The organism is Escherichia sp. HH26CH (assembly GCF_009820205.1).
GTDB lineage: Bacteria > Pseudomonadota > Gammaproteobacteria > Enterobacterales > Enterobacteriaceae > Escherichia > Escherichia coli_F.
Genome location: NZ_VNXM01000052.1, coordinates 1 through 14198 on the forward strand (window position 1 = coordinate 1; position 14198 = coordinate 14198).

Here is a 14198-nt window from a genome sequence, read left to right on the forward strand (position 1 = left end):
TCATTAAGTCACCTGTTTTGTGTTGAGGTGAGAATATCACCTTTAATCAGGTGGCCAAATTTACTGTGCCACTACACCTCGATGGCATACAGTTCACCGATACACTGCAGGCTTCTGTGGTGATATCGGTGGGCGCTCTTGCGCGCACATTGTGGATTTTCCTCCAGGCATGTGCCATACACGCAGCTTTCGTTATTCTGGCGGATTCGTACAACGCACGGTAACCATCGTAAGTATCGGCCTGAAGCACGCTGCTGTAACCAGCCACGTGATTCTGTGGATGTATGCCTTTCCAACCCAGTCCCCCAGCGTGGTGGGGCTCAGCTCCCCCCCCTGATGACGATATATTTCTGACTGGCGGTATAATGACAGATGATCTGCATATTTACCGGTGACAACATGGGCCAGAAGCTTCGCTCCGGCCACAGACCAGCTTCGGACGCTGTGTTTCGATAACGTTAAAGGCGCTGCTGATAAGCTCCAGTTGCTCTGACACATCACATCCCAGTGGACTGAGGTCACACAGGCCCGGCAGCATTCCTCTTCCGGCCAGATGACCCGGATTTCACGGGGAAAGTACGCCGATAACAGTTTACGGGCTGAAGATTGGCGTAGGGAGGATAGCAGACGTTTTGCCGCCCCCATTGTCTGGAGTTGGGTGAGGAGGCGTCATTTCACCAACACCAACATTTCACAGTTACACCCCACAGCTACATGAAGCACTTCCATGAATTATCGCTTTGATTTATCATGTTAAAATAGCTCTACACGGTTGGTTCAGGATTGCGCACCGAAACCCTCTAAAATCCACTGACGCGCCTGCGGATTATCCAGCACCGCGCCGTTCGGGATCTGTCCCTGCTTGGCTATGCAGGAGGGCATTTTGTGCACGGCCTCCTGCATAGCCAAGAGGGGCTTAAATCATCAGGAGAGTTTTTCAGAATTTTGAGCAAGGAAAGGTGCCGAAAATAGCCAGTTCATGGCAGAATCACAATGAGAGTCCCTCCTGGGGGCGGGTAAAAAATGTTACGTTAAATGAACTTTATTTAAGGATAGGCTTATGAGTGATATCAAAAAGAAGTTAAGTGAAGAAATTAGAACTTATTGGTATAAAAAACATAAACCTTTGTTGTTTAGTACAATTGGTGAACAGTTCAAAGAAATAAAAGAAGAAGAAGGTTTTGTCAACATAGGTAGTTGGGTTTCTGCAAATATAAAGGACCTTGACTCATTTATTTATAGCGACCCCAATAAACCTGAATATATCGGTTTAGTTCCTAATGGGGAAGAGTACGAACCGGAAGACCCTAAACTATTTTCTACAAAGATAAGAGAACAAAACAAGAATAATGATAGGTTGATTTTGGATCTTCTTTCAATTCTCAACAACCTAAGTGATGATGATTTGAAACGAGTAATCATTCCAACGGATATTTTGGTTAAACTTATGAAGTGATCCCCCATGATTCATTTTATTTTTATTTCAAAGGATGAGCGACTTTTGTCATTTACCGGTAGTGAACCATCATTACCTATAAATAATTCTTTAATCTCAAATGGAGAAAAAGGCGTTATCTCGCAAGTAAAAATAAAAAATAATACGAAACATAGTGATCTAATGATGTATGTAAAATCCGAACTGGAGGATTTTTACTCAGCTTACAATGGGGTGATCTTGTTCTGTGATTCAGATTACTACCCTTACCTTTGTAAGCATTTCGGGCTTTTTTTCATGGTTTTTGATCTTAGTAGATGCTCAACGAATATAACCGATGGGAAGCTGAAACAAGAAATTGAATCTTTAATAAGTTTGTCAGTGAAAAAATTCATGCAAATTAAAAAAGAGCTTCTTATTAAGAATGGTATTTTGATGAGGTTGCCATACCGTAATTTTTCCAATCCGTTGCTAAGGTCCTTTTTTGATTCTCTAAAGAGGATTCATGAAATTGATATTAGTAATCTTGCTGCGGATATAAAAAAAATAAAAAATGATTGCTATAAAAAAGTTCCGGATATAAATCCCGGTAGAATATTCGTAGATATAAATCTTAATAATTTCATTTTTGGTCACGAATATCATTCAAAGCAAGGGACTTCACCTGCAAATGGGCATAATTTACTTTGCGATTTAAGCTCCAAGTATAGGTTTAGTCATAGGATCGATGAATTTAGGCATTTTAATGTGCAGAAGAGGGGTAAGAAACCCATATCTGGATCTTTTTTTAACTGCCATGATGCAAGAGAAAATATAAATAAGGTGACTCACATTAACATGTTTACGAGTGATTTTATGGAGTATTGAAGTAACAGAGCTTGTACATTGATTTATGTAATTGCCTAATTTTGATATGCTCAATCCAGCATTAAATGAAGGTTAATTTATGGACGAAAAACAGTTTAGGCACGGGATAACGGACAGACCAAAACCTCAAAACTCCTGAAGACCCCGGCCAGTTTGACCGTCTGATTGAAAAAGATCAGCGTTGAAGCCACACTCAATGCTCAGATGACTCATCATCTCAGACGCGAGAAAAAAACAACCCCGTATTACTGGGGATAACCAGGGTAGCGACGTTCTTCGCTTACCCGACTGACCTCTGCAAAGTCATTTACATAAAACGGTAAAACAGGTTCAAGTAAAAAGGCCAAGAGAAATCTTGGCCTTTTTCTGGGTAAAAATACCCTATTACTTTTGGTAAGTACTTAAAATGAATGTCTTACTATAGCACAAAGATATTTTTCAAAATGCTACAGCTCGATCTTATCATCGACCTATAGATGCTTGCCTTCAGCACAACACAAGTGTTAACGAATGTTGCGAGTTGACTACACATCGGTCTTCAGGTGCTTCTTTCGGCTAACTAAATTATCAGACAAAATCCGTCACCATGAACATCTAGCCTTCAAAATACAAGGCGGAGAGTTCTTATACTTGCCAAACATAAATCTTTAATGGAAGTAATTATATCATACTTTTTAGTCCGCAATCAATCTCGTGCATATTGATCGCTATCTAGCGAGCACATCGCCACATTACTGTTACTAGCTTCCGGTTTAAACCCAGTCACAGGACTGGATATTATGATTTCATTCAATGGTTTATCGCATAAAATGCCGGATTAACTGAGAGCCATTACATCCCACGTTTTGCAGCAGCCATAAAAGCATCTTCAGTTCAGCATATTCTTAAACTCATATTAACCTTTATCATTTATCACCTTGTCATTATCCTGCGTATAAATTTTCAGACATTGTTACCAACATATGCCGCGCCAGCGGCATGGAAGGCGGCACTCTGTTGCTTCATATGATACCGGAGTAAAACCGCCGAAGCCCGGCGTAAGCCGGTACTGATTGATAGATTTCACCTTACCCATCCCACCCCTGCTAAGCCATACCTGCTTTCAGCCATGACAGAGATTCTGTGCGCGGTCGGAGTGGTCCCGACGAGGGTTTCCCGAAGTCGGGGCGTATCTCCGCGTTAGCGGGCCGTCAGGGCCGCTTACGAGCGTGTATTTAAAACTATCAGCCAGAAGACTGACAGCGATGATGATATTTAGTTACAACATTCATAATTAAAAGCGACTCTGTTCCGGCCCGGAGGGCCGGGGCGGGGCCGCTTTTCAGTTATGGGGAGGAGTTTTGTGGCTTTAGTTCTGCGCGGGACTGGATTTTTCAGGTATTCGGTTTGTGTGTTGTAACTAAAGTGACTCTGTTCGGGGCCCACCGCTTGAGGTGGGAGGTGCTTGTACTTGTTCACAAACGTTTCAGAGATAAAGATTTCCCTGCGGCGAAGCAACGCAGGGGATTAAATGAAGGGGGTAAGATTATATTGCAGGTTTGTTGTTTCTTAATTGCGGCTTCTTTGAGTTCTTTGTTTGCGGATTTATGTGAATAACTGGAACAACGTGGACACGTTATGACGACCGATGAGTGATTTTATGGTCGTGTGTGACCGAATATGGGGATTTGAGGTGATTACGGGGGATTTCTGGCTGAACGGAACCAGCGCCGGAAGCCCCGGAGGGGCTGGCGATGATTAAGTGCTGAAGGAATGGTGCTGTCTAGTGCGGCGGTGGCGCAGCCAGCGTCAGTTCAAGCTGGTACAACTCCCTGATGGCCAGTTGCTGTAAGCGTTCCGGCGTACACCAGTAGGCTTCATCCGGCGGCATACGCTTCAGGATGTGTTGTGACATCTCGTAAATCTTCTGGTCAGCAGGTAATTTCTTCAGGCGGTTGGCACGCTTGCGGGCTGCAGCTTTCGCACGACGGTGTTTCAGCGCATCCTGGCTGCGCTGCAGATACCAGCGTTTTCTGGCCGCATGTACGGAGATATATTCATCCTCACGCAGCACACCTTCCCGGATGAGCTGCTGACGAATTTCGCTTTCACGCAATCGCTTCTGCTGCTGTTCATGCAGTTTAACCATGTCGACGCCCAGCATCTGCCAGCCTGCCGGTGTTATCCAGACATAGCGCGGCAGACGCTGGCGGGTTTCACGGTCCCACATCGTTTCCTCTGACACCCCCAGCACACCAAAACGTACCTGTTCGGCCAGCAGGCGTGAAAGACGGGAGACCGTCACTTCGAGTTCAGGGATAACCTTTCCTTTACTGTCTTTTGGGCTGATTTCTCTGGCCAGACGGGAGACGCTCATCCCCACAGTGTGTGTGCCGGCATCACTGAAACTGACCAGAACCGGCCAGATGGCATCGAGGAGACGTTGTTTTTCTGGCCGGAAAGCATATTTACGGCCGACGAACGTCCGCTTCTGCACATAAAAAGGATGCAACGACATGCGCATACGTAGTCTCTGCTCCCCGGTTTCCGGGTCCTTTTTTACCAGACGGTTATAGGCATGTCCGAGCTGCCCACTCAGCGCCTTATAGCGCGCAGGACGATACCAGGACGGGTTTTCGCATTTAGGTTTAGTGGAGTGCTCACCACGGCGGCGCTTCGTACACTTTCTTTCCGGCTCAACCAGGAAAGAGGTCGCCCTTCCCGCTTCATAAGCTTCCCAGAAACGGATTTGTTCTTCTGGCGGAAGCTGACTCCACTGTCTTTGTAAGTTGTATCTTTCAGTCACACCTTCCTGCACTTACAATGCACAGAAGGAGTAAGCTCAGAAAGAAGTCTTGAACTTTTCCGGACATATAACTATACTCCCCACATAGCTTGATTGTTGGCTATGCGGTTTTATGGGGCCCCGGTAATCTTTTCGTACTCGCCAAAGTTGAAGAGGATTATCGGGGTTTTCGCTTTTCTGGCTCCTGTAAATCCACATCAGAACCAGCTCCCTGCCACCTTATGGCGTGGCCAGCCACAAAATTCCTTAAACGATCAGCAATCTATCACGCACACCAAAAACAGGCAAGAATGTGACGTCGCTACATTTTAGTTAGCTAAAAGCACACTTCTGCTTTATCAGTTCAGCAATCATCTCAGCCTGGGTAACTCCCTCTGCTTCACACATCACCTGCAATTGAGCTTTTAACGCAGCAGGAATGAACACTCGGAGTTCTTTATGTGTGGCTCGTTTTCTTGCCAGGGACGCCTGCTGACGTTCTGCAAGCGTCAAAGGATTACCCTTTCTGTATGCTCGCTTTGTACCTGATGAGGAAGTCACTGCATTTTCTATCTGCGGCATCTCGCCTCCTCAATTCTCAAACAGAGATCGTTTCGCAGAGGATACTACAGTTTTTTGAAATCAGCGACTTGAAAGTTGTGACGATGATCCGTGTTGGCGCACAAATCATGTCTGATTACGACCGGTTAATGTGATTTTGTTGACATCCTCCACGCCCTGAATGACGAGGATCCCTGCTACGTTCAGGCTGTCGCCTGAATTATTTCGGTGGGTTCCTGCTTCAACGGGCGGCCTGACTGCTCCATTCCTCCACGGGCAAGAACGGCGTGCCCCGCCGCTAAAATGTTACGAGCACCGTTTACATCGGCGTTCGCTGTATATCCACATATTTGGCATCTGAATTTACTTTGTGACAGGCGATTTTCTTTCGCTGTATGACCACAGCTCGCGCAGCGCTGGCTTGTGTACGCTGGCAGAACAGCCAGTACTTGATCGCCACGCCAAAGCTGCTTGTACTCAAACTGGCGGCGCATTTCATACCAGCCCTGCTCCGGTATCGAACGGTTTAAACCTGATTTTGCCCGGACATTGCGCCCCGGCTGGCTGACCGTACCCGCTGCTGACGTTGACATGTTGCTGACCTTCAAATCCTCAATGCTATCATTGCGTGGTTTTTGCTGACGGTCGTGGTGACTTTGTGAAGGTAGTCCCTGCGGATATTTGCGATACGGGAATGCAGTCGCTGTATTTTTCGTTTCTGCTTCTGCCAGTTAGTGCTGAATTTGACCTTGCGGCTTAACTGTCGCTGAAGTCTCGCCAGCTTCTTCTGGTTTTTCTGAAAACTGTTTACAGGCTCAAGGACTGTGCCATCTGACAGCGTGGCGAGTTCAGCCACGCCAGCATCCAGCCCAGTTTCGGCAGAAAAATACGGCTGTTTTCCTGATTGAGCTTAACGCCCTGCGGGTCGCGGAATGCATTATTCTGTCCCCGCATTTTGAATCGGGGGTACCCCGCCCGCTTCCGGAAAAAGTTTTTGTAAGCCCGCTCAAGGTCTTTCAGTGACAGTTGCAATGGCTGTGACGGGGCACCTTTAAGCCATTGCGTTTCAGTGGCATTTTCCACTCAACCAGCCAGGAAGCCATTTTCCCGTAAGGGATGTATTTATTCCCGGCCTCATGATTCTCATTCTGAAGCGCCAGAGCATGATTGAAAACTAAACGACATGCGCCTGCGAAGCGCCTCATTTCACACTCCTGTTGACCACCGGGTCTTAACTAGAATTTAAATGCCTGTAATCGTTTCACAGGTCAAATGATACTTTGGTCTATGAAAAAAGAAACCGATATCCGGCGTGGAAGGCATTGTGTTTTCCTGATGCATGTTCACCTGGTCTTTGTCACCAGATACCGACGTCAGATTTTTGGCTATGACGCGACAGAAAAAACACGCACTTACTTTTCAAATGTATGTGCTGATTTTGAAGCTGAACGGGTTGAAATGGATGGCGAACCAGATCACGTCCATTTGTTAATTCCCCTATCCTCCCAAACTGGCGATATCCAGTCCGGTAAACAGCTTCAAAGGCGTATCGAGTAGGTTACTGCGACGAGAGCGACCAGATATTGCAGTCAGGTATTACTACAAAGGCGTTTTGTGGAGTCCCGGCTATTTTGCCAGTAGCGGCGGAGGTGCGCCAATATCCGTCATCCGTCAATACATTGAACAACAGCAAACACCTGGTCAGGTGGAAAACCGCGCCTTATATCCCCGCCCTTGATGAACTGACCCCATAAACTTGGACAGTGATAATTAGTCCGTCTGATGCGTACTTTCACATTCTCCGGAAATGAATTAACAGGCAATGAAACACTTTGCTGCAGAGAACCAGTAAAGATTATTAATCTCTGTATATTCTTTAAGAGATATATTTTTCAGATTACTGCAGTTCTCATAATCAATAATGGATATACATGTTTCTGTATCCCCCCGTTTACCTTCTCCATAATAGTTATTTTTCATATTCTTTTTGTAAAACTTTCATGACAAAATATTACATCGGAGTGTTATCAACCGTAATATGCAGCGCTATCATTCCCAGGAGTTGTCTGGACGTGGACACAGATCCTGTACATGATGAGACATATACAAATATACTGATTCACACCAGGATGCGTCCGGGATGAATCCTTCGCCCTCCGCCCCCATGCGGAGGCGTTTTTTATTTTTCTACGTTATTCTCCATAACAAATAAATGGCACCTGTATCTCAGGTATCCTGAATATTGCAGCACACATTGAATAACACCTTGCTTTGTGAAATTTAATCACAAAATACAAAGGCACAGTTTAATAAAAAAAAGACTCTGTGCTAATTAAAAGAACCGATCACTTGACTAACTGGATATAAATAAGAAAACCTCATGTATTATTCAGACTTCTGTCCCCCTGAGGTAAAGAAGGATACTTTTAGGCCCTTTCTGCCCGACAGTAGTAGTGTTCAGCTCTTTTACGAAAAAAGACTGTCAGTCTATCTGGCTATCTGGAGAGATAAATAAGCAGTACATCGCTATACTCTTAGTAGCATCCAGCCTCCCTCTTCCTTAAAATTTCATTTACAATGATGACATATGAGTTTAAGATTGTTATTATTAACTCGAATCTTATTTCGTTATCCTGACGGATGCATCCTAAATAACCTTCCATTTTGGTCTTGTCTTGGGATAAGACCTTTTTATTTTTTTTGTATTTTTTGTTTTAATCAAAAAAAATACAAAAAACAAAACAAAGATAACAAAAGCGTTAAATGCTGCTATCTAAAATTGATATATATCATCATATGATTTAGAGTACGTCATGAGGATAAACGTCCTCATATTCTGATTTCATATTCCTTTTACCGTGATAGCCTTGCCTCCGTTTTCCCCGGAGGTTTTTTTTAGTTGCTTCTTAACATCCTTATATAGCTATGATAAAAATTATATGCGATCTGACTTTCATACCCTAATGATAGTTGCTTGATATTTGTCATATTCATTTCTGTCGCCTCCCTGGTGGAGGCTTTTTTACTGTTCATCCAGTACTGCCTGAAGTTCGGTCTTTATCCGGTTCTGGCGGCGGATTTTCGCCAGACGCTCTGCCGCATAAGCTTCCTCCTCCTGAGAAATATGTTCCGTAACATACCCTTGAGTGTCATACCGGCAGGCACCGGCTTTCATTGCGCCAAGATAGCTTTCTGAACGGGTAATGGCCTTCAGCGCCCTGCGCAGTTTTTTATGCGAAAGCGGGATATTCCTCCGCGATATGTCTTCCAGTAACACGTACCGGATACCGCAGGCCAGAAGCCGGGGTGTGTCACCGTCAAATAATCCCGGCCACCAGGGCTTCAGGATATTCACGGCCTCATCCAGTGTGGGCAGGTTCAGATAAATGGACAGCGCCTGTCTGGCCTGCGCTTTTTTTGCCGCCAGCTCTGCTTCCCGGGCCGCTTTCTCGGCCAGCTTCTGCTTTTTCACCTTCCACTTTGGTGGCGTGGTGACATTGATGATGGTTTTCAGGCTGCGGACAGGCGCTGTTCCCTCTGTCTTCCGCTTAAGTGTCAGTACCGGTCGCTTCTGCTCTGTCATGCTGTGTTCTGCCTCTGACGAATCATCCTCTTGCGGCCAAAGATACCACACCCTTCACAGCGCCAGAACGCCCAGCACAGCCAGATGACAGGCATAGAACGTCGGGAAAAAATCCCCGGGCCAGAAACGGGGTAATGATTTCCCTGCACACGACATCAGACCAACGGTCAGCACCGTCATCACAAGGCCGGTTACAGCCGCCGCATCACTGGTGGCAAGGTTAAGTGCCGGAATCACGGCCAGCAGGCATGCAACCAGCGCCAGACGTTCCGTTCTGTCTTCCGCCCGGTACAGTCGGTGACAGACCGCCAGCATCAGCAGCCCGGCAATGCCGTAACTGGTGCCGGACAAAGGCCCCCACAGTGCCATCAGGAGAATGGCCGCTGCTGTACGCCACCCATTGAGCGTTTCACACCACGTCAGCACCTGTGCCGCCACTGCAAAGGCAAACAGGATATTCCCCTCATACCAGGGGAAGCCGGCAACGTAATACCAGAACTGTGAAAAAACGGCCCAGCCCCACAGCCGGTTAATGGCCGGTTGCCGGATATGCGCATGACGGGACAGATTCAACCCCCACACCAGGGCAAAAAGCGGAAAAGCACCGCGTCCGGCCAGAAACATCCACGTCTGGTCCAGATGCAGAATGCGGTTTGCATGGTCCAGCACCATCAGCACCAGTGCCACCGTTTTGATGATATCCCGCTGTCCGGGTGACCAGACCAGCAACGACTGCAACCAGGTATCGGTCCGGGCAGCCAGTGAATCGTTACGTGTCGTGTTCGTGTTATCCGTTGTCATCAGCGTTTATCTTCCTGTATCAGTCTCCGCCCAGGGTTTTCTCTTTCTGCAGGTCACGAACCATATCCCGCTCCATCTGCTGCAGACGCTCCTGCAGCAGATTTTCCCGGGCAACCTCCCGGACCGCTTCCTGCTCCCGTTGTGATTCACGCAGTACACTCTCCGGCAGCGCGGTTTCCCGTTCAGAAGTGACAGTCCGGTCACGCTCCTGCCCGGCAATCTCCCTGACAGCCTGCTCTGTTTTGCCGTCCGGCAGGTCAGGTTTGTTCTCTGCCATTTTACGGACAATTTCATCCGCACGGCGTTCCGTTTCACGGCGGATGTCCTCTTCTGCCTGACGCTGTACCAGCACCTCTGCCGTGACCGGCTCACCGTTTCCTGCCCCCGGCTGGACGCAGTTGTCCGGGATATCCCCCCACACGCGGCCACCGGTGATGGCACCGGGATTCCACGGACGACCTTCACCGGCGATTCTCACCACCACACCACTATCAGGATTATCACGGGCAATCCGGACGCCATCCTGCATGTTATCAGCCAGCAGGCTCTCTCCGTTACGGCTGCCCTGCAGGGCCACAAACTGTGCATCCCCACGGCCTTTTACCCGGCCTTCACCACTGAAGCCCCGTAGCCCGTTTCCGTCATCTGTGGTCAGTGGGTTCAGCCAGATACCTGCTGACTTGCCGTTACGGTCAAACGCCGGCAGTGCCACATACGGCTGCGGATATTTGCGCCCCGGAGCAATAAACCGCGCAGGACTGTCTCCCCCGTCCAGCCCCGCCTGACGGAGAACGGCACGGCCTGCTGCCACGTCCCGCAGCTCCCGCGCCGTACTGAACAGCCGCTCTGCATTCATGACCTCCCGGTCCGGTTTCGGCTCCAGTACATCGTGGGCAGTTCCTTTCTGTACGGCATTGTTGATGGCATCCGCCCAGCCCTGACGGTCATCGGTGTACACCTGTACATGCTGCTTCATACGCGATAGGGCAACGTAGGCTGACTCAAAGCTGGCCATCTGTTTCCGGCCGCCTTCCGTACCTTCAAGCGCGATGGCAAAGGTTTCACTTGCCCCCTGCGCACCGTGGGCGGTGATGGCATAGGCCAGGTCAATATGTTGCTCTGCCCGCTCCTGGCCGGGGCGAATCACCCGGGTCTGCTGTCCGTCCGACAGCGTGACACCGTCACCGGAAACCGCTGTCACCGTCCAGACGCTGTTGGCCACATAACCGCGCTCCCGGTCACTCTTCGTGAAGCGCATCCGGTCACCAGTCCCCACCCGGATTTTGTCCGGGGTGTACAGTGTGACACCTTCAGCCACCGCCTCCCGGGGCGAAATCAGCCGTGTGTTACCTTCCGCATCCTGCAGGGTTATCAACCCGTCATCCTTGCTGATACCGGCAATCCGGTGATACACATTATCCACCAGGGCAAGGGCATCCGGGTTATTCTCCCAGGTGGAGAGACGACGCAGCTCCCCGTCGCGTATATTCGCTGTGTTCAGGACAGGCACCATGACCTGCTTTTTCCCCAGCTCACCGGCCTTTTCCCGTGCATCATGAATCATGCTGTTCAGCACGCGACGGTCCTCATTCAGGTGCGTGACAATCAGCGTCTGCTCCCGAGCTTCCGGTGTCCTTCCTGTATAGTCGCGGACAATGGCTTCATACAGTGTCATGGGGACATCCGGAAAAGCCTCGCCTTTCTGCATCGCCTTCTGCTGCGCTTCTGCCAGTTTCGCTTCCTGGCTGTGACTGAACTCCGTCACGGAGTGCTCCGGTACCCATGCGCCCTCCAGACGTGGCACCTGAGACGGTTTCACTCTCTCAAGCCCGGACAGTGCCCTTTCCACATCCCGATTAATCAGGCTGTATACCGCCTCCCGCAGTTCCGGCGTCTGACGCACAATCTCCTTCATGATGGCCACATCGGCAGCACTGCGCGTCTGCTGGAGACGGAAAGGCTGACCGGGCGCGATGGCCTGCAGCTGGTCCGTATCACCGCTGGCCACAGCACGACCGCCACCGGCCGCAATCAGGGCGTATGCCCGTGCCATGTCGGTATTGCCCACCATTGAGCTCTCATCGAGCAGGAACAGCGTGTTGCTGAAATCCGGTGTTTCTCCGCTGCGCTGCTGCAGCTGCGTGTCATGCAGAAAGGATGCCAGCGTCTGTGCATCCACGCCGGCGCTGCGCATCTCACCGACCGCACGGTGCGTGGGCCCCAGCCCCACGACACGGGGACGTTCACTCTCCGGCAGCATGTTCACGGCTGACATCACCGCCCGGAACTGTGTGGTCTTACCCACACCGGCATAGCCCTGCACCACCGTGAAACGGTCGGTGGTTTCCAGTATCATGCGGGTGGCGGCGCGCTGTCCTGATGTCAGTTTCTCCATGAGTTCGCCGGGTACTCTCTCCATCAGCGGCGTGACCGCCTCCTTACCTTCGAGAATATGGCGAAGAATGCTCTTTTCTGCCTCATACGACGCACGGGAAACCAGCAGGCCTGTGCCATAGCCTTTTGCCACATCCACATACAGTAAATCACCGCGTTTTATCTGCGCATTGATTTCCCCTCCCAGGTCAATAAAACTGATTCCTTCTGCAGCAAACGACTTCGCCTCTGTCAGCAGGTCCACCATGCTGAAGGCCAGGTTTTTACTTTCCACCACCGGAAGGGCCAGATGAATGGCCTGCTGTGCCGGCGTGTGAAGCCCGGCTTTCTGCAGACTGATAGCGGTTTCCAGCAATGTCTCACCGGCCTGCGCCTTTATCTGCTCAGAAACCACCGTAAAGGACGGATGACGGGAGAGTTTTTCCGCAGTACGGGACGGGTTTCATCCAGTGAGGAATACAGCCGGACATCACGACCGCTGCGGGCCAGACCGTTCAGGGTGGCGTTGTCCATTGCCATCTGTGTGACGGAGGCAAAAACCTTCGCACTGTCGCTGACGGAATGCCCGGGCGTTTCCACCCAGCCGCTCTCCAGCTTCAGTGCCGTGAACGGTGAATCGCTCACAGGCAGGGAGGCCGGTTCAGCCCGCCCCGGCACAACAACCGTCATCGAGTCCTCGCTGACGGACGACACCTGCAGGCGGTCACCGCCGGAGACGCGGAGTCCGGGAATTTTTCCTGTCACCCTCAGACGCTCGCCGTCTGCCACCGGTATTTTTTCCGGCCGGAACAGCGACCAGCTGCTGTCCAGAGAAGAAATACGCACCACCTGCGTTTCACCCTGCGCATCCCGCAGGGTCAGGCTGTGACTCTGCGCCGTCACCCGGTCTATCACATAGCGGTCATGACTGCGTGTCTCCGGGTTCCACTGCTCCATCACCATCCCCGGTCGGTACATATCCCGCAGATAACGGCTCCGGCTGTCCAGCCAGACCGGTGACAGGGCGGTCATGGTCACCTCCGGGTGTCCGAGCACGCCCTGTGTTTTCAGCTCACTGCGAATGGCCTGTGTCAGTATGGCCTGTTCCCGTACCCCGCTGACCTGTGCCACGCTCTCTTCTCCGGCTTTCACGCTGGCCGCAAAATCTCCGGCCAGCCGGGCATAGCGGACATTACGGTCCGGTTCACTGATGATGGTTGCCGGTCGCTGCTCTCCCCCCTGCCAGCGATATGTGTTCACCCCGGCATCCTTCATGGCCATCAGTGTACTGCCTGTACCGGTTCGCTGCCCGCTGTCGGTTATCAGGACCTGTACGTTATGACGTGCGGCACCATCCAGCAGGGTTAACGTCTCTTTCAGGGAGAGTTTTTCGCCCTGGTCGACGATAACGGTACTGCCCGGCGTGAAGGCCATGCCTTCCAGCAGCTGACGACGTCCGGTTATCAGCTCACCGGACAGCCGTTCATCCTGCTTCAGGTTCATCTGCGAGCGACGGTCAGCAGCGATAATCTGCACTTCCCGCCCCTGCTCCCGGGCCATCATGACCAGTTCAGCCACCCGCTCACGCTGCCCGGCTGCACCGCCCTGCCCGGACACAATGGCCAGCGACGGACGGTCCTGTGCCAGAACACTGACCGCATCGCTGTAGCCGGCCGTCCGGGGGACACTTTTCTCCGGATGTACGGTCACCCGGTTCTGTTTCATGATATCGCGACTGTGTAGTGGCACAGTAAATTTGGCCACCTGATTAAAGGTGATATTCTCACCTCAACACAAAACAGGTGACTTAATGA

8 protein-coding genes and 5 pseudogenes are annotated in these 14198 nt (G+C 50.3%); 4 read left to right on the top strand and 9 right to left on the bottom strand.

What is annotated here, in order from left to right:
* Nucleotides 1–77: 77 nt before the first annotated feature.
* A pseudogene (locus FQ015_RS16950) lies at nt 78–627 on the bottom strand (IS66 family transposase); the annotation flags it as partial.
* Between the two features lie 433 nt (nt 628–1060).
* On the opposite strand from FQ015_RS16950, the gene FQ015_RS16955 reads away from it, so the two are divergent.
* The 3 genes and pseudogenes from FQ015_RS16955 to FQ015_RS24745 all read left to right on the top strand — a co-directional run.
* On the top strand, nt 1061–1456 hold the full coding sequence (locus FQ015_RS16955; protein ID WP_001280081.1) for a hypothetical protein: 396 nt from the start codon (nt 1061–1063) through the stop codon (nt 1454–1456).
* Nucleotides 1457–1462: 6 nt separating this feature from the next.
* Nucleotides 1463–2302: a hypothetical protein gene (locus FQ015_RS16960; RefSeq protein WP_160524298.1), complete on the top strand. Its 840-nt coding sequence runs from the start codon at nt 1463–1465 to the stop codon at nt 2300–2302.
* Nucleotides 2303–2381: 79 nt separating this feature from the next.
* Nucleotides 2382–2533: pseudogene (locus FQ015_RS24745) on the top strand (IS256 family transposase); the annotation flags it as partial.
* 1531 nt (nt 2534–4064) lie between these two features.
* Here the strand turns inward: FQ015_RS24745 and repA are convergent.
* The 5 genes and pseudogenes from repA to FQ015_RS16985 form a co-directional block, all read right to left on the bottom strand.
* Nucleotides 4065–5087 carry a plasmid replication initiator RepA gene (gene repA / locus FQ015_RS16965; protein ID WP_160524299.1) on the bottom strand — a complete coding sequence of 341 codons (1023 nt, stop codon included), beginning with the start codon at nt 5085–5087 and terminating at the stop codon, nt 4065–4067.
* A complete protein-coding gene (tap, locus tag FQ015_RS16970; RefSeq protein WP_064759272.1) occupies nt 5080–5154 on the bottom strand; it encodes a RepA leader peptide Tap in 75 nt (24 codons plus the stop codon). Before tap ends, repA begins: the two co-directional genes overlap by 8 nt.
* Entirely contained in the window at nt 5124–5285 is a 162-nt protein-coding gene (locus tag FQ015_RS16975) for a protein CopA/IncA (RefSeq protein ID WP_141094714.1), read from the bottom strand. The genes tap and FQ015_RS16975 overlap by 31 nt, the downstream gene beginning before the upstream one ends.
* A 114-nt stretch (nt 5286–5399) precedes the next feature.
* On the bottom strand, nt 5400–5648 hold the full coding sequence (locus tag FQ015_RS16980) for a replication regulatory protein RepA (RefSeq protein WP_001135589.1): 249 nt from the start codon (nt 5646–5648) through the stop codon (nt 5400–5402).
* Between the two features lie 182 nt (nt 5649–5830).
* Nucleotides 5831–6892: pseudogene (locus FQ015_RS16985) on the bottom strand (RNA-guided endonuclease InsQ/TnpB family protein).
* A 7-nt stretch (nt 6893–6899) separates the two neighbouring features.
* Here FQ015_RS16985 and tnpA point away from each other — a divergent pair.
* Nucleotides 6900–7365, top strand: a pseudogene (tnpA, locus tag FQ015_RS16990) (IS200/IS605 family transposase).
* 1284 nt (nt 7366–8649) lie between these two features.
* Here the strand turns inward: tnpA and FQ015_RS16995 are convergent.
* The 3 genes and pseudogenes from FQ015_RS16995 to traI form a co-directional block, all read right to left on the bottom strand.
* Nucleotides 8650–9210, bottom strand: coding sequence for a fertility inhibition protein FinO (locus tag FQ015_RS16995; RefSeq protein WP_160524300.1), 561 nt, complete (start codon nt 9208–9210; stop codon nt 8650–8652).
* Between the two features lie 54 nt (nt 9211–9264).
* Nucleotides 9265–10011, bottom strand: a complete 747-nt coding sequence (traX, locus tag FQ015_RS17000; protein ID WP_053287544.1) for a conjugal transfer pilus acetylase TraX — start codon at nt 10009–10011, stop codon at nt 9265–9267.
* 19 nt (nt 10012–10030) lie between these two features.
* A pseudogene (traI, locus tag FQ015_RS17005) lies at nt 10031–14121 on the bottom strand (conjugative transfer relaxase/helicase TraI); the annotation flags it as partial.
* Between the last annotated feature and the right edge of the window lie 77 nt (nt 14122–14198).